This window comes from Actinoalloteichus sp. AHMU CJ021 (assembly GCF_002895405.1).
GTDB lineage: Bacteria > Actinomycetota > Actinomycetes > Mycobacteriales > Pseudonocardiaceae > Actinoalloteichus_B > Actinoalloteichus_B caeruleus.
In genome coordinates, this window is record NZ_CP025990.1 from 2,735,818 (window position 1) to 2,760,503 (window position 24,686).

Annotated in this window: 26 protein-coding genes; 3 read left to right on the forward strand and 23 right to left on the reverse strand. The window is 72.3% G+C overall.

The window, feature by feature from the left end:
- Positions 1 to 7: 7 nt before the first annotated feature.
- The 3 genes from C1701_RS28110 to C1701_RS11575 are packed head-to-tail and all read right to left on the reverse strand — an operon-like array spanning position 8 to position 2,200.
- The gene (locus C1701_RS28110) at positions 8 to 427 is read right to left on the reverse strand and encodes a lasso peptide biosynthesis B2 protein (RefSeq protein ID WP_372492984.1); all 420 of its coding nucleotides are present in this window, start codon (positions 425 to 427) and stop codon (positions 8 to 10) included.
- The gene (locus C1701_RS28115) at positions 424 to 696 is read right to left on the reverse strand and encodes a PqqD family peptide modification chaperone (protein WP_081715507.1); all 273 of its coding nucleotides are present in this window, start codon (positions 694 to 696) and stop codon (positions 424 to 426) included. The genes C1701_RS28110 and C1701_RS28115 overlap by 4 nt, the downstream gene beginning before the upstream one ends.
- Entirely contained in the window at positions 683 to 2,200 is a 1,518-nt protein-coding gene (locus C1701_RS11575) for an asparagine synthase-related protein (RefSeq protein ID WP_337662293.1), read from the reverse strand. Before C1701_RS11575 ends, C1701_RS28115 begins: the two co-directional genes overlap by 14 nt.
- Between C1701_RS11575 and C1701_RS27340 the strand changes: the two genes are divergently transcribed.
- Positions 2,120 to 2,452 carry a hypothetical protein gene (locus tag C1701_RS27340; RefSeq protein ID WP_245533633.1) on the forward strand — a complete coding sequence of 111 codons (333 nt, stop codon included), beginning with the start codon at positions 2,120 to 2,122 and terminating at the stop codon, positions 2,450 to 2,452. The two genes, C1701_RS11575 and C1701_RS27340, sit on opposite strands and share 81 nt — an antisense overlap.
- 86 nt (positions 2,453 to 2,538) lie before the next feature.
- Here the strand turns inward: C1701_RS27340 and C1701_RS28120 are convergent, their stop codons facing one another.
- The 8 genes from C1701_RS28120 to C1701_RS11615 all read right to left on the reverse strand — a co-directional run bounded on the left by C1701_RS28120 (position 2,539) and on the right by C1701_RS11615 (position 12,355).
- On the reverse strand, positions 2,539 to 2,691 hold the full coding sequence (locus C1701_RS28120) for a lasso RiPP family leader peptide-containing protein (RefSeq protein ID WP_155886172.1): 153 nt from the start codon (positions 2,689 to 2,691) through the stop codon (positions 2,539 to 2,541).
- Between the two features lie 235 nt (positions 2,692 to 2,926).
- Entirely contained in the window at positions 2,927 to 5,128 is a 2,202-nt protein-coding gene (helR, locus tag C1701_RS11580; RefSeq protein WP_337662237.1) for an RNA polymerase recycling motor ATPase HelR, read from the reverse strand.
- 734 nt (positions 5,129 to 5,862) lie between these two features.
- Positions 5,863 to 6,336, reverse strand: coding sequence for a hypothetical protein (locus tag C1701_RS11585; RefSeq protein ID WP_051314073.1), 474 nt, complete (start codon positions 6,334 to 6,336; stop codon positions 5,863 to 5,865).
- Complete coding sequence (locus C1701_RS11590; protein WP_103055907.1) at positions 6,333 to 8,780, reverse strand: AAA family ATPase; 2,448 nt, start codon at positions 8,778 to 8,780, stop codon at positions 6,333 to 6,335. The genes C1701_RS11585 and C1701_RS11590 overlap by 4 nt, the downstream gene beginning before the upstream one ends.
- Positions 8,781 to 9,106: 326 nt before the next feature.
- On the reverse strand, positions 9,107 to 9,700 hold the full coding sequence (locus C1701_RS11595) for a TetR/AcrR family transcriptional regulator (RefSeq protein ID WP_026066119.1): 594 nt from the start codon (positions 9,698 to 9,700) through the stop codon (positions 9,107 to 9,109).
- A gap of 40 nt (positions 9,701 to 9,740) precedes the next feature.
- On the reverse strand, positions 9,741 to 10,064 hold the full coding sequence (locus C1701_RS11600; RefSeq protein ID WP_016699500.1) for a DMT family transporter: 324 nt from the start codon (positions 10,062 to 10,064) through the stop codon (positions 9,741 to 9,743).
- Between the two features lie 941 nt (positions 10,065 to 11,005).
- Complete coding sequence (locus C1701_RS11610; RefSeq protein WP_155886173.1) at positions 11,006 to 11,782, reverse strand: hypothetical protein; 777 nt, start codon at positions 11,780 to 11,782, stop codon at positions 11,006 to 11,008.
- Positions 11,783 to 11,836: 54 nt separating this feature from the next.
- A complete protein-coding gene (locus C1701_RS11615) occupies positions 11,837 to 12,355 on the reverse strand; it encodes a SigE family RNA polymerase sigma factor (RefSeq protein WP_026419220.1) in 519 nt (172 codons plus the stop codon).
- Positions 12,356 to 12,495: 140 nt separating this feature from the next.
- Here C1701_RS11615 and C1701_RS11620 point away from each other — a divergent pair, with 140 nt between their 5' ends.
- Positions 12,496 to 13,563 carry a GntG family PLP-dependent aldolase gene (locus C1701_RS11620; RefSeq protein WP_051314074.1) on the forward strand — a complete coding sequence of 356 codons (1,068 nt, stop codon included), beginning with the start codon at positions 12,496 to 12,498 and terminating at the stop codon, positions 13,561 to 13,563.
- A 310-nt stretch (positions 13,564 to 13,873) separates the two neighbouring features.
- On the opposite strand, the gene C1701_RS27345 is transcribed toward C1701_RS11620, so the two are convergent.
- Complete coding sequence (locus C1701_RS27345; protein ID WP_016699496.1) at positions 13,874 to 14,050, reverse strand: hypothetical protein; 177 nt, start codon at positions 14,048 to 14,050, stop codon at positions 13,874 to 13,876.
- 293 nt (positions 14,051 to 14,343) lie between these two features.
- Here C1701_RS27345 and C1701_RS11625 point away from each other — a divergent pair, with 293 nt between their 5' ends.
- Positions 14,344 to 15,522, forward strand: a complete 1,179-nt coding sequence (locus tag C1701_RS11625) for an aminotransferase class I/II-fold pyridoxal phosphate-dependent enzyme (RefSeq protein WP_103055910.1) — start codon at positions 14,344 to 14,346, stop codon at positions 15,520 to 15,522.
- 22 nt (positions 15,523 to 15,544) lie between these two features.
- On the opposite strand, the gene C1701_RS11630 is transcribed toward C1701_RS11625, so the two are convergent.
- From C1701_RS11630 to C1701_RS11680, 11 genes are all read right to left on the reverse strand, one after another.
- Positions 15,545 to 16,054 (reverse strand): GNAT family N-acetyltransferase, encoded by a 510-nt coding sequence (locus tag C1701_RS11630; protein WP_026419222.1) that lies wholly within the window; start codon positions 16,052 to 16,054, stop codon positions 15,545 to 15,547.
- Between the two features lie 160 nt (positions 16,055 to 16,214).
- The gene (locus tag C1701_RS11635; RefSeq protein WP_026419223.1) at positions 16,215 to 17,669 is read right to left on the reverse strand and encodes a PepSY-associated TM helix domain-containing protein; all 1,455 of its coding nucleotides are present in this window, start codon (positions 17,667 to 17,669) and stop codon (positions 16,215 to 16,217) included.
- A 9-nt stretch (positions 17,670 to 17,678) separates the two neighbouring features.
- Positions 17,679 to 18,902: a Dyp-type peroxidase gene (locus C1701_RS11640; RefSeq protein WP_026419224.1), complete on the reverse strand. Its 1,224-nt coding sequence runs from the start codon at positions 18,900 to 18,902 to the stop codon at positions 17,679 to 17,681.
- The gene (locus C1701_RS11645; protein WP_030106622.1) at positions 18,902 to 19,438 is read right to left on the reverse strand and encodes a copper chaperone PCu(A)C; all 537 of its coding nucleotides are present in this window, start codon (positions 19,436 to 19,438) and stop codon (positions 18,902 to 18,904) included. Before C1701_RS11645 ends, C1701_RS11640 begins: the two co-directional genes overlap by 1 nt.
- Positions 19,439 to 19,466: 28 nt before the next feature.
- Complete coding sequence (locus C1701_RS11650; protein WP_026419226.1) at positions 19,467 to 20,084, reverse strand: copper resistance CopC family protein; 618 nt, start codon at positions 20,082 to 20,084, stop codon at positions 19,467 to 19,469.
- 108 nt (positions 20,085 to 20,192) lie between these two features.
- Positions 20,193 to 20,825 (reverse strand): hypothetical protein, encoded by a 633-nt coding sequence (locus C1701_RS11655; protein WP_103055911.1) that lies wholly within the window; start codon positions 20,823 to 20,825, stop codon positions 20,193 to 20,195.
- Between the two features lie 152 nt (positions 20,826 to 20,977).
- Positions 20,978 to 22,918 (reverse strand): heavy metal translocating P-type ATPase, encoded by a 1,941-nt coding sequence (locus tag C1701_RS11660; protein WP_443098150.1) that lies wholly within the window; start codon positions 22,916 to 22,918, stop codon positions 20,978 to 20,980.
- Positions 22,911 to 23,267: a hypothetical protein gene (locus C1701_RS11665; RefSeq protein WP_026419228.1), complete on the reverse strand. Its 357-nt coding sequence runs from the start codon at positions 23,265 to 23,267 to the stop codon at positions 22,911 to 22,913. Before C1701_RS11665 ends, C1701_RS11660 begins: the two co-directional genes overlap by 8 nt.
- An 85-nt stretch (positions 23,268 to 23,352) precedes the next feature.
- The gene (locus C1701_RS11670; protein ID WP_337662238.1) at positions 23,353 to 23,934 is read right to left on the reverse strand and encodes a hypothetical protein; all 582 of its coding nucleotides are present in this window, start codon (positions 23,932 to 23,934) and stop codon (positions 23,353 to 23,355) included.
- Positions 23,935 to 23,939: 5 nt separating this feature from the next.
- Positions 23,940 to 24,269: a hypothetical protein gene (locus C1701_RS11675; protein ID WP_103055913.1), complete on the reverse strand. Its 330-nt coding sequence runs from the start codon at positions 24,267 to 24,269 to the stop codon at positions 23,940 to 23,942.
- A 55-nt stretch (positions 24,270 to 24,324) separates the two neighbouring features.
- Positions 24,325 to 24,678: a hypothetical protein gene (locus C1701_RS11680; protein ID WP_030104335.1), complete on the reverse strand. Its 354-nt coding sequence runs from the start codon at positions 24,676 to 24,678 to the stop codon at positions 24,325 to 24,327.
- Positions 24,679 to 24,686 lie beyond the last annotated feature (8 nt).

The following is a 24,686-nucleotide window of genomic DNA, read 5'->3' on the forward strand; positions in this document are numbered from 1 at the left end:
TGTCCTCTCAGACGGTGATCGACGGCGTGTAGATCCTGCGTGGGTCCACCGGCTCACACAGGGGCTCGCCGTTCACTTCGACCCATGCGTGAGCTTGTGGTGGTGGGGAGCGGAACCCGACTCGCCAGGTGACCCGCAGGCCACGTAGTCGGCACGCCAGGAGGACGGCCAGGGAGCGGTGCAGACAGTGGTGCCCACCGGCGCAACGTGGGCTGACCGTCGTAACGATCTCAAAGGCCCGTTGGGCATGGGAGAGATCTGCTTCGCGCGTGCTGCGGCGGAGCACGCCGAGAACACGACGGATGCGGTGTGGGCGGGCCTGCGTGGCTGTCAGCAGCAGGGCGGCTGCCACGACAGCCACCCGCCCGCACCAGCGTTCACCCACCGATAGTCGGTGCGGTGGGTACAACGCGACTGGGGCACTCACAGATTAACCACCAGACGACGTGCGAGAAGCGTGTCAAGAAGCCGAGTGACGTCATGCTGAACTACTGCGGCCGTAGTGGCATAACGTGTGCAGAGCGCGGTCACAGCCGACTCGTGCCCATCCCTCAGGAGCGCTGACAGGGCTATCGCTCCAGTCTCGTTCAAGTGGTAAACCACACCGCGTCGTTCATCCAACAATGTCAGCCCGTCGCCGACGGGCGTGCTCGTGACGCGTCGAGCCAAACGCACCTTAGTTTTAGATGTGCTCATGGTTGACCTCCTGTCGAGCGAACGGTGGAGCCAGGCTGCGGAGCCAGACCTCGCAGGCGATGGTGTCGGACAGGAACCCAGGCGCCAGACCTGACGGTTTGAAGGATCGCAGGCAGCCGCGTAGAACGTCCTCGTTGACCAGGCCCAACTCAGCCAGCAGCGACTGGTCGAACAGCTCGATCGCACGATGCTGATTGGTGGACCAACCACGGTAGATGTCGTCGTTGTAGTGTGCCTTGGTGCGTCGTGCGAGCAGTGGCGCTGGCACGGTGTCGGCGACCGCAGTTCGTAGCAAGGGCTTGGGTTGCCAGGGATCGACGCGATCCCATGGGACCACCGACAGAGCCGCTTCCACCACCGATCGGTCAAAGTACGGGAACTCAGCGGGCACACCATGCGCCATTAGCGCGTCCCGGTACAAGGAGGAGCGGTAGGCAGTGGACCGTATCCGTACCAGGGTGGCATGAGTGCTGTGCTCTGCGAGCGGAGCTGGTGCGATATCGAGTATGGCGGAACGGACGAGTCGTTCGGCGTCACCGCTCGCCCACTGAGGTAGCAGAGGTTGTGCCTCCCATCCGACCGCGTCGTATTCCGCACCAGCCTCGGTCCTGAGGGAGCGGGCTGCCCGCCACAACCAGCGTGGGTAGGAGGGGAGGGACACTACTGCCCGCAACAGTTGGGTTAGGGAGAAGTCCCGGAGCGCCGCATGGCCACGCAAATGCCGCCACCCGAGCCGAGGGCGCCTGCGCAGTGTGTGTCGGAGGTACGCTAACGGCGGAAGTAGGACTTCGTCACCGCCCTGCCCGTTGAGATGTAAGCGCACGCCTCGATCGGCGAGCAGCTCGGCGAGGTGGCGGACCCGCGCCGATGCGGCTGCGAACGGTGGTGGTTCGTCCATTCCGCCTATCGCTGTCGGTAGGTCGTCGAAGAACAGTGGAGTTCGCTGGGCATCCAGTACCACGTGCTTGGCTGGGGCGAGGTGCTTGCCAACGCGAAGTGCCCACATCAAGTCGTCGTTCGCTGGTGACGACGACGCTGACGTCACCAGCAGCAGCCTCGATCGATCGCTAAGGGCTTCTCCTGCCAGGCAGCTGAGTGTGGTGGAGTCCATGCCCCCAGACAGTTGGACACTTGTCGGGCTGGCTGAGGCGCGCATGCGGCCGGCGACCGCGGTACGAAGTTCATCTGCCAGGATCGGAGCGCCTTGAGCGCAGGGATTGGTCGCCGCGGGCGGTACCCAGTACCGGCCAGTGCGGGCGACGTTCCGGCCGAGCGAGAGTCTGTGTCCCGGTGCCAGCGCATGAACTCCGTTGAACGGGGTCATTGACTCTCGTATCGGGCTGGGCATATCTGGGGAGGTTAACCGCGCGGCAAGCCAGGTCCGTGACACTGGCGCATCGATCAGGCGGCGTAGCACGTCCGCGTGGTTGGAAACCACGGTGGCCTTGTTGATGTGGCAGGTGTAAACCCTTCGGAAACCCGTCACGTCACCAAATACCACCATCCCGTCGGGACCGCTGATGACGAGGTGGTAGCTGCCACGCATGGATGTCAACGCATCGAAGTCACCCCGTCGGGCCGAACGTTCAACATTCTTTCGCAGCTACGCCGAATCAACCAGGCAGCTGCCGATTACCGCCACACGTATCGCGCCGAAGAAAACCGTGCGGAGATCGTCTCCATTCCTGTGGTTCACCATCAACCACGGTCGACCAGAAGCGTGTGCCGCCGCAGGGCCGGCTTCGGCCAACAGTGATCGTGCGACTGGTTCGCAGTGATCCAAGTCGGGCAACGCGCACCACCAACGAACCCGACCTGCACTACCTCGTTCCCTCGTCGCGGTCATGGCGACCAGTAGCCACCAGCATCACCGTCGTCTGAGTGTGGCCTGCTGTAGTTACCCCTTGTTACACACCCGAAATCACCAACCACCGTCAACTCTGGTGGCTCGTACGGCTCCAGACCAGCGGTATCGGACGATTCATCGTTGGTCATCGGCAGCCCCTGTCACGATCGAACATGTCCCGACGTGGCGCAACCCCACGCAATACTCATAGTAACCTATTATACACTTACCGTGACAGTAGTTTGCCTGGTTCTTTGAGGGATCGCCCCTGCCTCTGGTTCCTCCTCCGCCGGTCCGTGTAGCTGGTACGCCCAGTGGCATCCGGTCTGGAGCATCTGGCGCCCAGGAGCCCAACGCGCCGACCCACCCCGGTGGCGCGTGGGCTCACCCCCTGGCCGGGGTGTGGGCCTCGACCTCCACGAGGTCACCGAGCACGGTGGGCAGCGGGCCCTGGTGCAGCACGCCGAGGCGCTGGGTGGCGCGGGTGAGCGCGACGTACAGTTCCGCCGCTCCACGCGGGCCGTCGGCGAGGATCCGCCCCGGCTCCACGATCAGGACGGCGTCGAACTCCAGCCCCTTCGTCTCCGACGCCGGCACCGCGCCGGGAACGCCCGGCGGCCCGATCACCACACTCGTGCCCTCCCGGCCCGCCTCGTCCCGGACGAACTCCTCGACCGCTGCCGGCAACTCGGCCTCGGAGACCCGCCTGGACCAGGGGCGGACACCGCAGGCGCGCACCGACTCCGGTGGCTGGACCCCGGGGGCGAACTCGGCGAGCAGCGCCGCCGCGACGGACATGATCTCGGCCGGGGTCCGGTAGTTCACCGCCAGCGGCCGGTACGCCCACCGGCCCGGCACGTACGGCTCCAACACCGCCTCCCACGAGGTCGCCCCGGCCGCCGACCGGCGTTGCGCCAGGTCACCGACCACGGTGAACGACCTGCTGGGGCAGCGCCGCATCAACACCCGCCAGTCCATCTCGGACAGTTCCTGGGCCTCGTCGACCACGACGTGCCGGTAGGTCCAGTTCCGGTCGGCCGCCGCCCGCTCGGCGACATCCCGGGTGTCGCCCTCGACGAAGCGGTCCGCCAGGTCCTCCGCGTACAGGAGGTCCTGGGCGAGCAGGTGGTCCTCGTCGTCCATCAGGTCGTGGCGTTCGGTCTGGAGGATCTCCAACACGCCGGCCGCGTACTCGGCCTCCGCCCGCTGCTCCCGGTCCGCCGCCCGCTCGGCCCGCGCCGCCGCCGGGTCCCGGCCCAGCAGGTCGACCAGTTCGTCGAGGAGCGGCACGTCCGACACCGTCCACGCCTCCCCGTCGGAGCGCAGCAGCGCCGGGTCCGCGCCGGCCGCCCGCAGCCGTTCCGGCGACGTGTACAGCGGCGTGAGCAGGGTCTCCGGGGTCAACACCGGCCACAGTTCGTCGACGGCGGCGGTGAAACCCGCGTGCTCGGCGAGTTCGGTGAGCAGGTCCGCCCGCATGTCCTCCCACGCCTCCTTGTCGTCCCTGGTCAGCCAGCCCTTCCCGATCCGGGCGATCGCCCGTTCGGTGAGCACGTAGGTGACGATCTCCACGAACACCGCGCGGGCCTCGTTGTGCGGGAGGCCGCTGGCCCGCGCCTCCTGGCGGGCCCACTCCGCCGTCTCGGCGTCGATCCGCACCGTGACGTCCTCCAGCTCGATCGGCAGCGGCCGCTCGGGAAGCCGTTGCCGATCGGCGACCGCGGCCGCCAACACGTCCAGGATCCGGAGTGAACCCTTCAGCCGCGCGACCTCAGGAGTGTCCTCGGCGGCCACCCGGAGACCGGGCACGAGGCCGCCGGGAGTCGTGAACACCACGTTCGACTCGCCCAGCGACGGCAGCACCCGGCTGATGTGGTTCAGGAACGCCGGGTTGGGGCCCACGACGAGCACGCCGTGGCGTTCCATCCGGTCCCGTCGCGTGTAGAGGAGGTACGCGACGCGGTGCAGGGCCACCACGGTCTTCCCGGTTCCCGGGCCGCCCTCGATCACCAGGACCCCGGGGTGGTCCAGCCGGATGATCTCGTCCTGCTCGGCCTGGATGGTCGCCACGATGTCGCGCATGCCCTCGCCGCGCGGGGCGTTCACGGCGGCGAGCAGTGCCGCGTCCCCCCGTTCGTCCCCACCCGGTCGGCCGAGCACCTCGTCGGTGAAGCCGACCAGGTGGCGTCCGCGCGAGTGGAACTGCCGGCGCCGGCGCATGTTCTCCGGGTTCGCGGCGGTGGCCACGTAGAACGCGCGGGACGCGGGTGCCCGCCAGTCCAGCAGCAGCGGCGTGTAGTCGTCGTCCCTGTCGAGGATCCCGATGCGCCCGATGTAGGTGCGCTCGCCGGTCACGGCGTCCAACCGGCCGAAGCACAGCCCGCCGTCGGCCACCGCCAACCGCCGGATCTCCCGGCCGGCGGCGCGCACCCGCACGTCACGCTCCATCGGCGATCCCCCGTCGCCGGCCAACGCCGCCTGATGTTCGGCGGTCGCCCGTTCCCGTTCCTCGTCGAGCCGCGCGTACAGCCCCGCCACGTACGCCCGCTCTGATCGCAGTTCGTCCTCGTACCCCTGAACTGACACGTTCCCCTCACAGTGCCTGGAGATGGTGTGAGCCTCGGCGGTTTCCTCGCGTGCCCGGAGGAGCCGCCGGTTCCCCCTGCCCGTTCGCCCCGCGCCGATCCCACCCTCGGGGCCACGAGGAGGCGTTTCCCGAGGTGACGCGTCTGGTCGCGGCCACGGATCCGCCTCGTCGTGCCGTCCGCTCGCGGTGGGTGGCACTCGGGTTCGGCGTCGCCGTGCGTCCGTCCGTCGACGGCGGCACGGCCACGCCTCCCCGCCAGTGTCCACGGCTGCTGGCTTCGGCCGGGCGATTCTGGAGCATCACCGGGGTCTTGCCGCAAGACCCCGGGTGCGCTATATGTTGAACTTGGCGGGGAGCGGAGCCGTGTTCCCGGTGTGCAGCTGGTGTGTTCGCGCCGCCCGCGTCCATTCCTCGTGGTGACTCCGCCCGCCGCTTCGTCGCGTTCGCGCTCGTTCTCCCTGGTCCGCCTGGCACGACCGTTCGGGCGCCCTGAGGTCGTGCTGCCCCGCCCACATCCGCGCTGTCGCTCGCGCCGCCCGTGCGCGCGCACCGCGCGGCGGCTGGGCGGCCCCCGGCGCACGTGTCTGGCTCGGCAGCAGGTCAGCGGCGTGCGTGGCGACGACGGGGGAACGCGCACCAAGGAATCTGACCGACGTCGAGGTGTGGGCGAGCGTGCCGAGATCGCGGGCCGGACGTCGGGTCCCCGGACCGCCGGTGCCGGCGCGGCTCGGCCTCAGGCGGTCCGCTCCCCCCGCCGCGCGGCCACGGCCACGCGCGGGACGGCCTCCCCGGTTCCGGGCACCTCGCGACCGGGCTTGTCGTGAGCCGAGGGCATCCGCGTGGAGACCAGCACCTCCTCGACGAGGCCGAGCAGGTACCGGATCTCCCCGACGGTCGGCGTCAGCTCGTAGGCGTGCAGGTGGCAGGCGCGGGAGAGCCCCTGCCACGCCCGGTTCATCGGCGTGGCGATCTCGGGGTGGAGCTCGCCGAGCACGAGGAGCCTCGACCGCGTCGTGGGTCTCCCGTCAGTGCGCAGGGGCAGGTCGGCCCGCACCCAGAGCTGGTTCAGGACCTGTTCCAGCGCGTAGCGGCCGAGGAACGCGGAGCCCCGCAGCGCGACGCCCGGCCCGAGTCCGAACCGACCCGCCGCGAGAGCCCGCGCCAGCCCGAGTGCCCTCCCGGCGGGCACGTCCTCCGTGTCGCTCACGCCAGCTTCCCCAGGGCCGCCACGAACTCCTCCAGACCCTTGACCGCGGCCTCCGGGCCGAGGGAGAGGCCCTTGTGCACCTGTCCGTTGCAGAGGGCCAGTGTCTGGTTCCGCGAGGGGGAACGACCGCACCAGTCGTTGAGTTCGTCCTGCCCGCCGAGAGCCAGCGTCACCCGCTCCCGGGTCAACCTGGCTTCCTCCCAACGCCGTTCCCGCTCCTCGCGGGACATGCCCTGCCTGGACTGGTGGCGGTCGTGGAGGTCCTTGGCGGCCGACTCCACCGCCAACCGGCAGATCCCCGGTAGTGCGAGGTGGAGCGCCTCGACGGGCAGGGCCGGGTCCTTCACCAACGCCCGGGCGTCCTCGACGTGCCGGAACGCCGGGCTCGGGCAAGGCCGCACCTTGACCGTCGAGTTCATGCCCCGGGTGACCTCGATGACGCGGGCCTTCACTCCCAGGGTCCGCACGGCCTGGGGGAGGCGGTCGTCGTGGGTGAAGACCACCACCTGGCGGTCCTGGGCGATCCGCTCCAGCACCCGCACGAACCCGTCGATCTTGGACAGGTCGAAGGCCTGGATCGGGTCGTCGAGCACGACGAACCGGAACGGGCTGGACGGCGCGGTGGCGCGGGGGAGGAACAGCGAGAGGCTGAGGGCGTGGGACTCGCCCTGGCTCGTCAGGCCGAGCGCGGAGCCCTCCTCACCGTCCACGCCTGCGGTGAACCGAACGGTGCGGCGGGTGTGCCGGCCCTCCAGGGTCAGGTTGCCCAGGCTGACGTTGCTCTCCTGCCGGAGGCTCGCCCAGACCTCCTGGATCTGGCCCGACAGCTCGGCGACCCGCTCGTCCCGGATCGTGGTCTCGTTCCTCTCCAGCCACTTCACGGCCTGGTCGGCGGCGCGCACCACCTCCCTGTGGGGTTCCGCGCGTTTGTTGGCGTCCAGCCAGCGGGACAGTTCGAGGGCGACGGGTGCCCAGCGTTCCTCGCGTTCGTCGAGGTGGGCGGCGGCCTGCTCGCGGACTTCGGCCATCGCGGCGGCCAGCTCGGGCCGGCGGGCGAGGAGGTGGTCGGCCAGCGCGGGCAGCTCGGTCGGGGCGTCGAACCAGCGGTTCGTCGCGGCGGTGAGGGCGGGCAGGGCCGGGAGGGCGAGGGGCTCCTCGGTCGCCGGGGGCGTGGGCACCGATTCCAGCAGCGCCCGCGCCTGCCGGCGGGCCTCGGCGGTCCGCTCCGCGACCCGCCGCTGCCGTTCCGCGTCGAGGTGGTGTTCCTGGAGGGTGTCCTCGGCCTTCCGCCGCCACTCCCCGTCGAGGCGGCCCGTCCCGCACACCGGGCAGTCCCGTTCCCCCTGCTCGGCGTGCAGTTCCAGAGCCTGTCGCAGCAGGTCGAGACGCCGGGCCTCGGTCCGGGCCCGGTGGGCCGTGAGTTCCTGTTCGGCCGTGTGCGCCGCCCGGAGGGTGTCGGCCGCGTCCCGCACCTCGTCCTCGGCGGGGGCGGTGAGGGTGGAGAGGATGCGCAGCGACCGGGTGGTCTCCTGCTGGCGTTCGTCGGTGCCGGTGGCGAGCGAGGTGAGCAGTTCGAGGTCACGTTTCCTCCCCAGCGCGGTGCGTGCGCGCTGGGCGCGGTCGTCCGGGACGTCCGCCAGCGTCTTCCTCAGCTCCCGAGACAGCTTGTCGGCGTGCTCCACCTCGTCCTTCGGCGCCTTGCGGCTTTCCTTGAGGTGGTTGATGGCCGAGGTGAGCCGGTCGAGGCCGAGGATCCGGGCGATCGCCTCGTGGAGCTTCATCGAGGTGGCGTGGAGCAGGGCGTTCATCTCCTGGTAGGACATGATCGGCCGGTAGTTGCGCAGGGCCTCCGCCCACCCGAGCGGGTCCCGGCCGGGGACCCGTCTCCCCAGCACTGTCCCGGTGCGCGGCTGGGTCCAGGGCTGCTGGTCGGTGTAGTCGGCGTCGCGGTCCCAGTCGATCCCGACCAGGACGTTCTCCGCCGCGCCGTCGACGGCCAGCTCGACGGCCACCGAACAGCGGCCCCGGTGGTGCAGGTTCCGCCACTGGGTGGCCCAGGGCGACTGCTTGGAGCGCTCCGGCTCGCCGCCCCAGCGGAAGGTGCCGCCGGTGAGCGCGGTCTCCAGGCCCTCGGCGAAGCTGGACTTCCCGGAGCCGTTGCGCCCGGTCACGATGGTCAGCCCTGGCCCGGGGTGCAGGCTGAGCGTGGTGGCCGATCCGATGCCCCGGAACCCCTCGACCCGGATTTCCCGGAGGTAGGCCGTCACCGGCCGCACCGTGTCCTCGCCCGCGCTGCCCCGCTCTCCACCGATGGTGGAGAGCAGGTCGGCCAGCTCGTCGGGGCTCTCCAAGGCCGCCAGGACCAGTTCCTTCGCGCGGTCTCCCAACGAGTCGTCCTCGGTGGCGCGGGCGGCCAGCTGAGTGACGAGGGAGGAGTCAACCATCGGGCACGTACCTTTCCACCGGGTGATCGGGTCGGCGGTGCCCTATTGGAGTGTGGAGCCGGGGAGAACACGAGGATTTCACCCGCGTTCCACCCGAAAGTGAGGAAAGCTCGGCCACCAGGTGAAACAGGCTCGTGATCGGGGTCAACCCGAACGGAGCACCGGCCGGTCCCGGCGAGAAACACCGTCGCGGAATTCGCGCCTCGGCCGTCGGAATGGTCTGCCGGCGGCACGGAGATGATCCGCCGAAGCCGTGGGGCGACGGCCGGCGCGTCGATCGAGGCGGCCGACGCGAGGAATCGTGGCGGTTGGCGCTCGCGCCTCCGTCAGCCGTCCCGCAGCAGCTCGCGGAGCGGCTGCCTCGCCTGTGCGCGTGGGTCCGGCTCGCTCTCGATCAGGGCGTTGACGACCCGACCGTCCACCAGGGCGATCAGGTGCCGGACCCGGTCCCGGTCCGAGGGGGCGCCGGCCAGTCGCAGGGTCTCGGCGATCAGGTCCTCCAGCTCGGCGCTCATGGCCCGCATCAGGGGGGCGAGGTAGGGCCGGCGGGGGGTGGTGACGAACCGTTCGTACCGGACCAGGATCGACTCCAGTTCGCGGTCGCCGGCCGGGGTGCCGAGCAGCAGGTCCAGCAGCAGCTCCACGAGTTCGCTCCGGTCGTGGCCGCCGCCCGCCAGTTCGTCGAGGCGACGGCGGCCCTCGGAGAGTTCGAGGCGCCCCCGGTGTTCGACCGCCGCCGCGATCAGGTCGTCCAGCGAGTCGAAGTAGTAGGTGGTGGAGGCGAGCGGGAGATCCGCGCGTTCGGCGACGGCGCGGTGCCGGATCGCGTCGAACCCGCCCTCGCCGAGGAGTTCCGCGGCGGCGGCCACCAGTAGTTGACGGCGACGTTCGCCCTTCGGTGTGCTGGCTGCTGCGGTCATGGCATCCGATCCTGCCAGGCGGGGAACCGGCCGGCGGCCGTCAGTGACCGCCGCCGCTCAGGTTCAGGCCGATGACCCCGGCGACGATCAGCAGCAGCGAGATGATCTTGAGGGTGGAGACCCCGTCGCCGAGCCAGACCATGCCGATCACGGCGGTCAGTGCCGCGCCGATCCCCACCCACACCGCGTAGGCGGGTCCGACCGGCAGTTCCCGCATCGCCCACGCCAGGCCGGCGAAGCTGATGACCGCGAAGACGGCGAAGCTCACCGAGGGCCACAGCCGGGTGAACCCGTTCGACAGTTTGAGCGAGATCGCCCATGCCGACTCGAAGATCCCGGACACGATCAGCACGACCCAGGCCACGATGGTCCCTCCCCGTTCTCCCGGCTTCCCTACCAGCGGTTTCGCTGATTTGGCACGACCGTACCAGTTTTTCCGTGCAGCAGGGTGCCGCCACGTGGTGGCGTCCCCCACCACCACCGAGGGGATCCGTGGATCGCGGGGTGCTGGCCCTCCGCCCGTCGCACCGGGCCCGCGCTGTTCCCGGCGTTCGTCGGGGCGGCCGATGAGGTGGTGGGGGCGCGGCCGAGGAGCCGGGCGGTGTGGCGCTCACCGCCGAGGGGCCGGATCAGGCGTCGGGAGCGGCCGACCCGTCGGGGAGGCCCCTCCCCGGTGTCCCGCTGTCCCGGGCCCGGTGTCCCACTGTCGCGGTTGTGGTGTCCCGCTGTCCCGAACTCGGGACGGCTCGTGGCGGAGAAGGGGGTCCTGACCCTGCACCCCGGCGCGGGTGGACCCGCGTTCGAGAGCGCGGGTGGACGCCTCGGGCCTCGGGGTCGCGTCGGCACCCGACGAGCGCTCCGGAACCAGAGCCGACCCCGGTCCGCTCCGCCGACGGCCTGACCCGCACGACGGCCCGACGAGCGAGGGGGGCCGGGAGCGGCTGGTACCGCCGCTGGTCGCGGTGTGCGGGACCCGGCGGAACCCAGCGGAACCCGGTGGAACCCGGCGGGACCCGGCGGGACCCGGCGGGACCAGGCAGGGTCAGCCGAGACCGGGGCGGGGGAGGGGAGCCTGTGGGTGGACGCGGGGCGCCTGGACGTCGCCGAACCCCTCACGCCCGGAGCGCCCAGGGCCGCCGTACCCGCTGGACGGCTGGTCGCGCGGTGCTCGGCCTCCGCCAGGAGGGATGCGTGACCTCGCCGCACGCCGAGCAGGAGAACACCGCCCCCAGGACCGGCGGGGCATCAGCTCGGCCCACGGGCGGAAGACAGCCGGTGCGGCCAGGGAGCACCCGCCCCGACGGGTCAGAACTGGTCGGCCAACCGCTCCCCGAGCACGGCGAGCCGGTTCACGAACGGCGGTTCCGCGTCCCGCGTCGCCGGCTCGCTCACCACCGTGAGCACCCCACCCCCCTCGGCGAGGGTGGAGTGGCTCTCCCCGTCGGGTGAGGTCTCCACGACAGGGGCCGGCACGTCCGGCGGGCCCAGCACCACCGACACCGTGCCCAGGTTCCCGTCGTCCTCCACCTGGGCGCTGGCGCCCCGGGAGTCCGGCACGCACGCCGCGTCGACGGGCCCGGGCTCCTCCGCGTCATCGGGCAGCGCCTCGGCCAGGGCGGCCGCCAGCTGGGGGTCGACCGCCCCGCAACCGGTCGGCACCGGCTCCACGGCCGGCGGGGAACCCGGCTCCAGCTCCGGCACCGGGAGGTCCGTCGGCTGCTCGGGCTCGGCCTCGTCCCGCATCGTCCCGGGCAGGTCCTCGGCCTCCGCCCGGCTCTCCTGGTCCTCCAGCGGCTGCCCCATCACCGCCGGCCCCTGCTCGGGGGCGTCCGCCTGGCCGTTAGCCAGCGGGCCCGCCACCGTCTCACCTCCACCGTCGTTCTGCCACGGCGTGGTTCCCACCACCGAGATGCCGCCGGCGAGCAGCGCGACCGCGAAGACCGACCCCCCGGCCGCCGTCATCCGGCGCCGACGGGTGATCCGGTGCGACTCCCGCGCCACGTCGCCCTCGTCGAACGAGGCGGGCGGGGTCTCCGCCCCGGCGGCCTCGCGGAACAACCCGGCAATCCGCTGTTCATCCACCACAGCACACCTCCCCACCGGCACCCGGCCGGAGTGGGCACACGGTCGCGCGTCTCATGACGCCGACCTCAGATCGTCCAGCGAGTCGCCCAGGACGCCTCGCAGGGCCTCCAGCCCCCGGGCGGTCTGGCTCTTCACGGTTCCCTCCGAGCACTTCATCACGGCGGCGACGCCCGCGACGTCCATGCCTTCCAGGAACCGCAGCACCAGCACCGCGCGCTGACGGGGGGCAACCTGTCGCAGGCCGAGCAGCAGCGCCTCCCGCGTCGCGACCCGATCGTCGAGATCCGTCGACGAGACGGGTTCGTCGGGCATCCGCTCGACCGTGTGTTCGCGGCGCCACGGCCGCCGGGACTCGTCGATCATGGCGCGGACCACGGTGCGCCGGACGTACGCGTCCAGCGCGTTCCGGTCCCTGATCTTCCGCCAACGCCGGTGCAGGGCCACGAACGCGGTCTGTGCCAGATCGTCGGCGCGGTGCCAGTCACCGCACAGCATGTACGCCATCCGTCGTACCGCCTCCCGCCGAGCCGAGAAGTACTCCGCGAACTCGGCCTCCTCACGCTGGTCCACGCGGACCTCTCCGCTCCTCGTGCCGCTGATGACAGGACGTAACACCCGCCGCTTACGGTTGCACCGGCCCTCCGACGCTTTCCCGGCGGGGTCGAGCGATGCTTTGACGCACCACTCAGGCTATGTGGTGTGATCTGTTCGTGACCAAACTAGTGCCGATCGACCTTCGTTCCGACACCGTCACCAAGCCGGACAGGACCATGCGCGCCGCCATGGCCGACGCCGACGTCGGCGACGACGTCCTCGACGGTGATCCAACCATGCGCGAACTGGAGGAGCGCTGCGCGCAGTTGCTCGGCATGGAGGCGGCGTTGTGGACGCCGTCCGGCTGCATGGGCAACACCATCGCGCTGATGGCCCACCTCCAGCGGGGTGACAGCTTCCTCGCCCCGCACCTGGCGCACGTCCTCGGCAACGAGCTGGGCACGGCGGCATGGCTCGCCGGGGGGATGCCGCAGGCGTTGCCGTGGGTCACCCCCGGCGTGCCCGCCGCCTCCGACATCACCGCGGCCTCGGCCAGCGCCGGGCCCTACTACGCGCTGCGGACCAGGCTGTTCTGCCTGGAGAACACGCACAACGCGGCCGGAGGCGCGGTCGTCGCACCCGACGAGCACGCGGTGCTGGTCGCGGCGGCGCGGGAGGCCGGACTGCGGGTGCACCTGGACGGGGCGCGGCTGTGGAACGCCTCGGTGGCGATGGAGGTCCCTCCCGCCGCCCTGACGGTGGGCGTCGACACCGCGCAGGTGTGCCTGAGCAAGGGGTTGGGCGCGCCGGTCGGCTCGGTCGTCGCCGGCTCGGCGGAGTTCGTGGCGGAGGCGCGCCGACTCCGGAAGATGCTCGGCGGCGGGGTCCGGCAGGGCGGTGTGCTCGCCGCCGCCGGCCTGGTCGCCCTGGACCGCGTCGACCAGCTCGCCGAGGACCACCAGAACGCCCGGCTGCTGGCCGACGGCCTGCGGGAGATCGGCTGGCAGGTCGACACCCCCCAGACCAACATCGTGCTCGCCACCACCCTCGACCTGCCGACCACGCTGAGCAGGCTGACCGCCCTTGGCGTGCACGCCAGCGCGATGGCCGGCCGGGTGCGGATGGTGACGCACCGCGACGTCACCAGGGCCCAGATCAAACAGGTGCTGCGGCGGATCGGCAAGGACGCCACCCGGCCCAGCGGAGGACGTTCCCTCGGCTCATCCCGCGCCAGCGCGTCCTGACCCGGTGGCCGAGGGCGGGCGGCACCGCGACCCGGCAGGACCGCTCCGCGGTCCGTCGAGGTCGGCGCGCACCCCACCCGACGCCGGACCGGCGGCCAGCCGGCCGCCCACCTCATCACTCCCCACGGGGATCGCACGCCCGGTCCCGGCCCACCGGCCGGGACGGAAAGGGCACCGCCGAACGGGCAGCGCCCCACGCGCCGCCGTCGTGGACCGCGACGGTGCCGCGAGGGCCACCGGTGTCCGCCACCGGCCACCCCGGGCCACGGCACCGGCCCGGCCAGCCGACCTGACCGGGTGACCGGTCAGGTCATCGGGGCAACTGCTTCTGGTTCCTCCCCTTGATGGCTCCGTACGCGGCGGTGCCCACGAAGAGCACGGCACCGACGATGAGGAGCCACCAGAGCGCCTTGAACACGGCGCCCAACACGGCCAGGCCGAGCCAGATCACCAGCAGAACTCCGACGACCTTCCAAATCGTCGACATGTGCGCCTCCCTCACGGCGTTCTCGGGACGTCGGCGAAGCCCCGGCTTGTCGAAACCAGCTTCGCACGGCCGGCCGGCACGCGAGACGGTCCCGCCCCGGTATCAGGGAAATCTCCGGGTGCGCCCGGAGAGCCCGCGACCGCGCGCGGGGGCGGCGGAGGGCACCCCCGCCCGGTCGGCCAGGCCCCGCCTCCGCCTCCGCCTCCGAGGGCGAGCCCGGCACGAGCGCCCCGCGCCCCGGTCACCCACACCGAACGGGACGGGAACCGGGCGGTGTCTCCTAGGCTCGGGGCATGTCCTCCCAGCGCAGTCTGGCCACCGCGGCCAGCCGGGCCCAGGTGCCGCCGTTCTACGTGATGACCGTGCTCGACGCGGCGGCCCGCCGCCAGCGGGAACGCGGTGACGTGATCTCCCTGGCCGCCGGACAGCCGTCCACGCCCGCCCCGGCCCCGGTCCGCCGCGCGGCGGCCTCGGCGTTGGAGGGCAGCACGCTCGGCTACACGGAACAGCTGGGGACGGCCGAACTCCGGGCGGCCATCGCCCGGCACTACGGCACCACCTACGGGGTCGACGTGCCAGCCGAGGCCGTGACCGTGACCTCCGGGGCGTCCGGCGCGTTCCTGCTGACCTTCCTGGCCGCCTTCGAGGCCGGGGACCGGGTGGTGCTGACCCGCCCCGGCTACCCCGCCTACCGCAACATCCTGCGCGCGCTGGGCTGCGAGGTGGTGGAGCTGCCCGTCGGCGCCGACACCGGGTTCCAACCCACCGTGGAGATGCTGTCCGAGGTCGAGGGGCCGGTGCGGGGTCTGGTGCTGGCCAGCCCGGCGAACCCCACCGGTTCGGTGTTAGCCGGCGAGGAACTGCGGGCCGTCGTCGAGTGGTGCGCCGAGCACGACGTCCAGTTGGTGTCCGACGAGATCTACCACGGCATCAGCTTCGGCGCCGCCACCTCCTCGGCCTGGGAGTTCTCCCGCGACCCCGTCGTCATCCACTCCTTCTCCAAGTACTGGTCCATGACCGGGTGGCGGCTCGGCTGGGCCCTGGTGCCGGAGGGGTTGCGCGACGCCGTGTCCGCCCTCGCCGGGAACTTCACGGTCTGCCCGCCCGCGATATCGCAGGCCGCCGCGCTGGCCGCCTTCGACCCCGAGTCCTACGCGGAGGCCGACGCGCACGTGGAGCGCTACCGGGTGAACCGCGACCTGCTGGTGTCCGGTCTGACCGGCCTGGGCATCCGGGGGATCGCACCCCCGGAGGGAGCCTTCTACGTCTACGCCGACGTGTCCCACCTGACCGGGGACAGCATGGAGTTCAGCCGGCGGTTGCTCGCCGACACGGGCACGGCCGTGGTCCCGGGCGTCGACTTCGACCCCGTCGAGGGGCGGAAATGGATCCGCATGTCGGTGGCCGGCGCCACCGAGGACATGCGGGAGGCGGTCGCCCGCATCGGGGGCTGGTTGCCGACCCTCACCTGATGACGGCACGGCGTCGACGGGGTCAGCGGCCGCCGGCCCCGTCGACGTCCAGCCGCCGCGTCATGAAGACGCTGTTCGGGTCCTCCCGGTAGTCCCCGAACGGCGGGCAGGGCGTGAACCCGTGCCGCGCGTAGAGCCGGCGGGCGGGCGCGAAGAAGTCCTCGCTGCCGGTCTCCAGGCTCACGTCCCGGTAGCCCCGGCGGCGGCACTCCTCGAGCAGGAAGCGGAGCAGGTGCGCGGCCACCCCGCGGCCCCTGGCCTCCGCCCGGGTCCGCATCGCCTTGATCTCCCCGGCCATCGGGGACAGCCGCCGCAGCGCCCCGCAGCCCAGCAGGGCGTCCCCCTCCCACACCGTCCAGAAGGACACGTCCGGCGCGACCAGCCCGCTGTGGTCGAGGGCGTGCACGCTCTCCGGGGGCGAGGTGGCGCGCATCTCGCCGAGGTGTTCGGCGACCAGCTCGCGCACCTGGGGCCGGGACAGGTCGTCACGGTCGATCGTCAGCGGGGGCACGGCCGGTTCTGAGCTGGTCACGGCAGCAGCCTAGGCGCTTCGCCGCCCCACCCAGGGCCGGACCGCCCCCGCCGTGAGCGCCGTCCCATCGCGGCGTCGACCACCGTCGAGGGCCGGTGGGGCGCCCGCCGCCGGTGGTCCGCCGGGAAGGCGGAGCCGGCGACGGGAACCCCGGCCCGGGTCAGGCGGCGTCGCCCGCCCTGTCCCGCTCCCGTCGGCGCGCCACCGCGCCGAGGACGAGGTCCAGGGCGAGGAACGCCGCGAGGCTGATCCCCAACAGCGGCAGCCACCAGCCGACCAGGCCGGCGACGGCGAGGACGGCGGCCACCCCCCACCACGGCGCCCGGCGGAAGGCGCCCCGGCCGGGGGCCCGCCCGCCGAACGCGCCCGGCTCACGGGTCGGTCGACGCCTCCACCACATGGCGTACCCGAGGACCACCATCACCGCGATCCCGCCGGCCACACCGACGAGCAGGATCTGGTTCGGCAGCCCGAACATGGTGCCCATGTGGATGTCGACACCCCACCGGGACAGCTTCGCGGCCAGCGGGTAGTCGTCGAAGTCGACCCGGTCGACCACCTCCATCGTCGTGCCGTCGATGGCCACCGCGTCGACCTCGGTCGGGTAGCTGCGCTGGATCTCCTGCACCACCCACGCCGTGCCCGGCTCGGCCGGCGGCTGGATCTCCACCAGCCCGGTGTTGACGTTCACCCGTTGGGCGATCGCCAGGACGGCGTCGAAGGTCGCCGGGTTCGCATCCCCGGTGGGGGCGGTGATCACCCCGTGGTGGTGATGGTGGTCGTGCTCCCCGGCGTCCTCGGCTTCTCCGCCAAGGCTGGTGCTGACCGCCGGCGTCTCCCAACCCAGGGCCGAGCGCATCGACGACACGCTGGTCCCCCCGAACTGGGACCAGGTGATCCCGGTGGCCGAGAGGAACAACGCGCCGAGCAGCACCCACACGCCGAGCGAGGCGTGCCAGGACAACAACCGCCGCTGCCCCGTCCGCCGGACGTTCGGGACGAGGAAGTCCCGCTTCGACCGCGACCGGCGGACCCGGGCGATCCACAGGCCGAGCCCGGCGAGGACGACGACCGCCAACCAGGAGGCCGCCAGCTCGCTGTAGACGCGGCCGACGTCGCCGAGGTGCAACCCCCGGTGCAGGTTGTTGATCCAGGTGCGCACCGGCAACGCGCCGCTGGTCCCGTACACGGTGAGGTCACCCCGGACCTCACCGGTGCCGGGGTCCACGAAGACGGCCCGCGACTCGCTCGGGCCCAACCCCTCCTCCGCGAACATCACCCGCGTCGTGTCGCCCGGTTCCGGGGCGGGGCGCACCGCGCTGAGCGTCGCGCCCTCGCCCTCGACGTGGGCCTGGGCGATCTCGATCTGCTCGGCCAACGGGAGCTGGACCTCGCTGACGGGGGCCTGGAGCTCCCGCTGGTAGATCGCCTGTTCCAGTTGCGGGGTCAGCGCGTAGAGGGCACCGCTGATCGCCGCGACGAGGATGAACGGCCCGACGAGGATGCCCGCGTAGAAGTGCAGCCGCCGCAGCAGCTGCCCCAACCACCCGCGCCGCCCGCTCCCCGCCGCCGACCGTTCCCCCCTGGTGGGCGGGGAGCTGAGGGACGTGCTCATGCCGCCCCCTCAGCCCAGCAGGGTGTCGCCGACGTAGCCGTCCTCCGCGCACCCCGGTGGGATCGCGAAGACGGCGGAGCCGATCGGCACCGTCCACTCGTTGAGCAGGTCCAGTTCGTCCAACCTGCGTTGCAGCGGCACGAACTGCCGGTCGACGTCGGCCTGGAACGAGACGAACAGCAACCCCGAGTTGGAGATCTCCGAACCCGAGGGCGGGTCGTCGTAGTTGTAGGCCCGCCGGAAGATCTTCTCGTTCGGATCGTCGCTGCGGGCCCGGCGGACGTGGGAGAACTCGGGGATCACCGGGAACCCGATGGGCGTGGTGGCCTCGAAGTCCGGTTCGTCGAACTCGTCGGTGCCCGTCAGGGGGGCGCCGTTCGACAGGTACCTGCCGACGGACTGCTCCCGGCCAGGCCGGTCAAGCCGGTCCCACCCCTCCAGGTCCATGTGGATGCGGCGCACCACCATCCCCGTGCCCCCGGCCAACCAGCCCTCGGTGTTCCACACGAGCCGCTCGAACTCCTCCGTCCCGGGCTGGGGGTTGGTGGTCCCGTCGATCTGGCCGAACAGGTTCCGCATCGTCGTGCCCGGCCGCACCGACCCGTGGGCGTGGTGGAACCCCCGCTGGGTCCACCGGACCGAGGCGAAGCCCCGGGTGTCCTTGAGCAGCATCCGCACCGCGTGCGCCACCGTCATCGGATCGTCCGCCGCGACCTGGATGAGCAGGTCGCCGTCGCTGAACTCGGGGCGGAGCCGGTCCACCCCGAAGTCGGGCAACGCCCGCAACCACTCCGGCCGGGTTCCGCCGGCGCGGTCGACCAGACCGGGGCCGAAGCCGAAGGTGACGGTCAGCCGCGCCGGGGTGACGGCGAGCTCCGGTTCCGAGTCGGCCAGGGCGGGCACACCCTGGGTGAGGCGGGCGGCGTCGTCGCTGAGGATGCGCATCATCCGCCGCAACGCGTCCGCGTCGGTGGAGTCCCGCAGGTCCAGGGCGACGAGGACGGCGTGCGCCTGCGCGGGCGTCGCCACCCCCGCCTGGTGGACGCCGTGGAAGGGAACCGTCTCCTCCCCGTTCAGGGGTGCGGCCGGCTCGCCCTCCGCCGGCCGCCGGTTGAGCACGTGGTCCGCGCCGATCGCCGTGGCCGCGCCGATCCCGGCGACGGCTCCTCCGAGGAGGAACCGCCGCCGGGTCGAGCCACGGCGACCGGAGTCGGCGCTCCGGTCGCCGGCCATCAGTGGTCCATGTCCATGTCGTGCTCGGAGTCGCCGCCCTCGTAGGACTCGTTGGCGCCCGAGTACTCCTTCACCGGTGCCGAGAACTCGAAGGTGGAGTCGTCGGAGAAGGTGAGGGTGAAGGTGACGTCCTCACCGGCATCCAGTGGGCCGGTGAGGTCCATCAACATGATGTGGTCGCCGCCCGGCTCCAGGGACAGCGAGCCGCTGGCCGGGACGACGAAACCGCCCTCGACCTCACGCATGACCATGGCGCCGGCCTCGTTCTCCACCGTCTCGTGGAGCTCCAGCACCGTGGACGCCGGCGTGGTCACGCTGACCACCGTGACGTCCTCGTCACCGCTGTTGGCCAGTTCGCCGAAGGCGGCGGACATGCCCTCCTCGGCGGCCTTCACCCACGCGTCGTCCATGCGGATGACGTCGGCGGCGGGAGCGGCCTCCGCGGGCTCCTCCTCGTCGGTGGAGGCGCAGGCGGCCAACGCGAAGGCCGTCGCGGCCGTGAGGGAGACGAGTGACGCGGTCTTCCGACTGTTCATCAGGGGTGTTCCCTTCGATGTTGCCGACTCACCCGGCGTCGGCCGAGGAGTCGGTTCCGCCGGGCCGGGCCCGGCGGCGGCGAACGAGGACCGTCAGGGCGAAGGCGGCCGTGGCCACGGCCGCTCCGATCACCCCGACCAGGACGGCGCGGGGCACACCGCCCTGTTCGTCGGTCTGACCCTCCGCGGTGTCACCCGCGCCCGTGCTGTCCCCCTGCTCGGCCCCCACGGTCGCCCCGTCGTCGCCCTGGGCCAACGGTTCGCCGTCGCCCAGGGTGAAGGGGATGATCCCGCTCACCGGGTGGCCGTCGGAGGACACCACCCGCCACCGGATCTCGAAGCCGGCGTCGGTCATGCCCTCCTCCAACGGCACCGTGACCCGGGTGCCGTCCAGTTCGGGTTCACCCGCCGCCCAGTCCCGGCCCTCCTCGTCGACCACGATCACCGCGGCCCCGATCGTCAGGACGTTGCCGGAGAACTCCATCACCACCTCGGAAGGGGGCGACTCGAGCCGTTCCCCCGCTTCCGGGGTGCTGGACAACAGCTGGTCGTGGGCGAAGGCCGGCGTGACCGGCAGGAGCAACGCGCACAGCGTGAGGAACGCGCCCAGGAGCAGCGCGCGTGGACGTGACAGGACAACGGGCACGACGGGGACCTTTCTTCGGCCGGTACGCCGCGAGCGACGGCAGAAGGAGACGCCGCACGCTGTCGGCGCTGGGAGGGGAACCACCACCCGGGGCGGTGGACGGAGACGTCAGACCACGCCGAGAGGGGGCGGTCCCCGCCGTCGGCACGCCGACGGGAAGTACCCGAGAGGGAGGAGCACCCGGTCCCCGTACCCGCGGGGTAACCGCACGTCGGGGGCGTGCGGTGGGCGGAGGTCGAGGACGTGCAGCCGGTGCCGCAGCCACGCGGCGAACGCCGCCGCGAGCCGGCGGAGCCCCACCAGGGCGGCTTCGCCCCGGTACAGCGCCGCCACCGTGATCACCGCCGCCGCCCCGTGCCACAACCACATCGACGGCCCGCCGTGCAGGTGCGGCTCGACCACCGCCGCCGAGGTGCCCAGCGCGTGGTGGTGCTGGTGGTGGTGCTCGTGGAGCACCGGCGGCCCGTGGTGGTGGTGCGCCGCGTGCGGATCGGCCCCGACCACGAAGAGCAGGTGGAACAGCACCTGGCTGGCCGCCACCGAGACCGACAACCGCGCCAGCGACAGCGACCGCCCGGCCAGCGCCACGCACACGACCACCGACACCGCCAGGGGCACGGCGACGCCCGACCAGGCCGGCGGGGTCCCGCCGCCCGCGACGTGCGAGACCAGGGCGAGGAAGGTGGCTACCGACGCGGCGGCCGTCCCCCGGAGGAGTCGGCGAGCTGGCGGTGTCGGCACGGCGCGATTGTCGCAGTTCGGCCGCCGGTGGGGACACGGCCCATAGGTCCCGTCCCCTCTCGGCCAACCGGAGTAGCGGTGGGCGGCCGTGATCCCCTGACCTCGATGGACGCCGTCGCGCGGCGGAGCGGGATGGCCGTCTCCCTCCGTGCTCAGTCGCCGACCCGCCCCGCCGGCAGGGGGGTGATCCGTGCGGCGCGGACGGCGTTGAGGATGACCAGGACCTCGGCGAGCTCGTGGACGAACACGACGCTGGCCAACCCGAGCGCCCCCGACACGGCCAGCGGGACGAGCACCGCGATGATCCCCAGCGACAGCGCCACGTTGCCCAGCATGATCCGTCGGGCCCGCCTGGCATGTCGGAGGACGTGCGGGAGGTGCCGCAGGTCCTCGCCCATCAACGCGACGTCGGCGGTCTCGATGGCCACGTCGGTGCCCACCGCTCCCATCGCGATGCCCACCTCGGCGGTGGCCAGTGCCGGCGCGTCGTTGACCCCGTCACCGACCATCGCCACCGTGCGGCCCCGCCGGGACACCAGGGCGGCCTTGTCCTCGGGGAGCAGCTCGGCGTGCACCTCGCGGATCCCGGCGCGGTCGGCGAGCGCCCCGGCCGTCACCCGGTTGTCGCCGGTCACCATCACCGTCTCGATGCCGAGCCGCCCCAACCGGGCCACCACCTCGGGGACTTCCGGGCGCGGCTCGTCCCGGACGGCGATCGCGCCGAGGACCGCGCCGTCGACCTCGACGACCACCACGGTGGCACCCAGCGACTGGAGCCGGGTGACCTCGGCGCGCAACGACCCCGGGTCGACCCAGCCCGGTTTGCCCAACCGCACCCGCCGCCCGGCCTGGCGTCCCCGCAGTCCCCGGCCGGGCACGGCGGTGACGTCCTCGGCGTCGGGGACCGCGTCGGTCGCGCCGAGGATCGCCCGGGCCAGCGGGTGCTCGCTGCGCGCCTCCAGCGCGGCGGCGACCGCCAGGACGTCCTCGCGGCGGCCGTTCCCCGGGGTGACGACGTCGATCACCTCCGGCTCGTTGCGGGTGAGGGTGCCAGTCTTGTCCAGCGCGACGGTGTCGACACGCCCCAGTTCCTCCAGGGCGGAGCCGCCCTTGACGAGCACCCCGTGCCGGCTCGCGGCACCCACGAACGCGACGACGGTCAGCGGAACCGAGATCGCGAGCGCGCAGGGGGAGGCGGCGACGAGGACGACGAGCGCCCGTTCGACCCACACCGACGGGTCGCCCAGCAGCGCGCCGAGGACGCCGACCACCGCCGACAGCACCATGATCGCCGGGACCAGCGGTCGGGCGATGCGGTCGGCCAGCCGCTGCCCCCGCCCCCTGCGGTCCTGGGCCTCCTCGACGATGTGCACGATCCGCGCCAGCGAGGAGTCCGAGGCGGGGACGGTGACCTCGACCTCGACCGCGCCGCCCCCGTTGATCGCGCCCGCGTGCACCGGGGTGCCAGGACCGGCCTCGACGGGCATCGACTCGCCCGTGATCGCGGACAGGTCGAGCGTGGTGCGCCCGGAGCGCACGATCCCGTCGGTGGCCGCCCGCTCACCCGGTCGGACCAGCATCACCTCGCCCACGGCGATCTGCTCGGGCGGCACCGCCACCTGGACTCCGTCCCGGAGGACCGTCACGTTCGGCGGCACCAGGTCCAACAGCGCGCGGAGACCGTCCCTGGTCCGGCGCACCGCGTGGTGTTCCAGGCCCTCGGCGACGGAGAAGAGGACGCCGAGCATCGCGGCCTCCGCGAACTGGCCGAGAGCCACCGCCCCCACCGCCGCGATGGTCATCAACGTTCCCACGCCGATCCGGCCGCGCAGCAACGCCCGCACGGCCCGGGGAGCGAACGTGGCCGCGCCGACGACGGCGGCGGCCAGCTCGACGACCGCGCCGACCCGCTCGTCACCCCAGGTGGAGATCAGCCACCCGGCCACCAACAGCAGGGCCGCCACGGCCGCCACGTGGAGCTCGCGGACCTGCCACAACCGTCGCGGTCCCCGCTGTTCGGCGTGGTCCCGGGGGCCGGGCTGGTCTCGGGTCCCGGGTTGTTCCTCCCGGGGGGCGCAGCACTCGTCAGCCACGGTCGCCACCCCGGCCGGCCTCAGCCCGCTCCGGTGCTCCGCCGTCGAGCTCCCGCCCCGCCGCGGGGCCGGTCAGGGCGTCCACAGGGGATGCGGCATCGGGAACGGCGGTGACCAGCGGCCGGCCGCTCCCGGTGAGCCAGTGCGCCACCAGGCGCCCGTCGCGGCGGGCGGCACTCCCGAGCCGCCGGCGGTGGTGTGGAACCGGGTCCCTGGCCCGACCCGTCACCCGGGCGCCGTCGCGCACGCACGGCTCGTCACCGGCCAGTGGCGCCGCCAGGCGGATCCGCTCCACGTGGGGGAGGTCCAGGCGCGGTGGCTCGCATGAGTTCCAGTCCGAGGCGATCACATCAACAAACTAACACTCGTTGTTCTGTTGGTATGTGAGCTGGTGGAGAGATGAGACCCAGGCCAATACCCGTTGGCCCTCGGGGTCACCGGCTGCTTGTCGTGGCCGAGGCGGAGCCCGCATCGGACGACGCACCACTCGGGGGCGGGCCGATGCGGGCCCAGTCGCCGTGCTTGAAGCTGACCCGACCCGCGTAGCTGATGCCCAGCTCGACCTCGGGTTCCCAGGACCAGAACCGCACCCGCGCCCACGCCGGGACGCGTCGGCGGCGGCGTTTCAGCGTGGTCGGTGGGGGAACGAAGTCCCGCACCCGCCACCGCCGGGCCAGGTCCCGCATCTCGGCGATCGTGTGAGTGGAAAGGTCGTCGAACTCGGCATAGTGCCGCACCACCGCACCGCAGAGCACGGTTCGTCGGTGGTCGAAGGTACCCACCAGGTACCGCAGGCCGGGGGCGACGAGGGGACCGTGGCCGGTGTCGAGGTCGACGTGACCGTAGAGGCGGCCCACGATCGGGGTGCGCACCGCGCACCGGGTGATCCACGCCCCGGTGATCCCATCACGGGCGGCCGCGTCCTTGTCCGCTGCGGTTGGGTGGGCGGGAACCGTGCTGGTGGGCCTGGCTCCCGACGAGGCCAGCGGACGGCCGGGATCAGACGTGTCGTTCACGATGGTCACGTCCCGCTGAGCACGGGGTCGGGCAGCAACTGGGACGTGAGGAGGAACCCCTCACCGGCCTGGGCCTCGGCGGTGTGCCGACACCGCAGCGGCCCCCGGGGCGGCTCGGGGAGCCCGTCGGGGCCGGGAGCGGGGTCGCGGGGCAGCAGGTAGTACAGGCGGCCGGCCGTGCTGACCTCCGAACGCATGGCGTCGGTGCCCAGGGCGGCCAGGACGACCTGGCCCCGGAACCCCCAGGCCCGCAGGGCCTGGGGGTAGCGGGGGAACGGGCCGAGGTAGGAGCGGGCGTTGATCGGCTCCAGACAGCGGTTGATGACGTAGTACACGAAGTTCTTCCTGTCCGCAGGAGAAGGAGAAGGAAAAGGAATTGGGGGAGGGTGGTTACCGCAGGCGCAGTGCGCCGGGTGGCCGCCACCGGCGTCCTGTCAGCAGGCGCGGCGCACCTGGGGCGTGCGGTGGGGGAAGGTCCTTCAGTTCAGCGGCGACCACACCCACCGATCCGCAGCGCTGCCAGACCAGCCCGTCGCCGTCGCGGACCCGGACGGCCTCGACCTCCCCGTAGCCCCGGATCACGCACCAGTCCACGAACGGCCCACCAGACCAGGCGAACCAGCCGACGAGGGCCCCGGCGCCCCGGGACAACGAGGTCCACTGCCAGCCTCGGCGGGTCAACGCGTAGATCCCGGCCAGTTCCGGCACCGCTCGTAGCGCGGTCCGGGTCGCGGTGTCGGTCATGGTCGTCC

Bases quoted from the DNA above. Each gene is read 5' to 3' on its own strand.
- C1701_RS11640 (WP_026419224.1), bottom strand. From the start codon at position 18,902: ATGGCCGGCGACCGGAGCGCCGACTCCGGTCGCCGTGGCTCGACCCGG.
- C1701_RS28115 (WP_081715507.1), bottom strand. From the start codon at position 696: ATGAGCACATCTAAAACTAAGGTGCGTTTGGCTCGACGCGTCACGAGC.
- C1701_RS11595 (WP_026066119.1), bottom strand. From the start codon at position 9,700: ATGACCGCAGCAGCCAGCACACCGAAGGGCGAACGTCGCCGTCAACTA.
- C1701_RS28120 (WP_155886172.1), bottom strand. From the start codon at position 2,691: ATGACCAACGATGAATCGTCCGATACCGCTGGTCTGGAGCCGTACGAG.
- C1701_RS27345 (WP_016699496.1), bottom strand. From the start codon at position 14,050: ATGTCGACGATTTGGAAGGTCGTCGGAGTTCTGCTGGTGATCTGGCTC.
- C1701_RS11680 (WP_030104335.1), bottom strand. From the start codon at position 24,678: ATGACCGACACCGCGACCCGGACCGCGCTACGAGCGGTGCCGGAACTG.
- C1701_RS11590 (WP_103055907.1), bottom strand. From the start codon at position 8,780: ATGGTTGACTCCTCCCTCGTCACTCAGCTGGCCGCCCGCGCCACCGAG.
- C1701_RS11625 (WP_103055910.1), top strand. From the start codon at position 14,344: ATGTCCTCCCAGCGCAGTCTGGCCACCGCGGCCAGCCGGGCCCAGGTG.
- C1701_RS11635 (WP_026419223.1), bottom strand. From the start codon at position 17,669: ATGAGCACGTCCCTCAGCTCCCCGCCCACCAGGGGGGAACGGTCGGCG.
- C1701_RS11575 (WP_337662293.1), bottom strand. From the start codon at position 2,200: ATGGTGGTATTTGGTGACGTGACGGGTTTCCGAAGGGTTTACACCTGC.
- C1701_RS11645 (WP_030106622.1), bottom strand. From the start codon at position 19,438: ATGAACAGTCGGAAGACCGCGTCACTCGTCTCCCTCACGGCCGCGACG.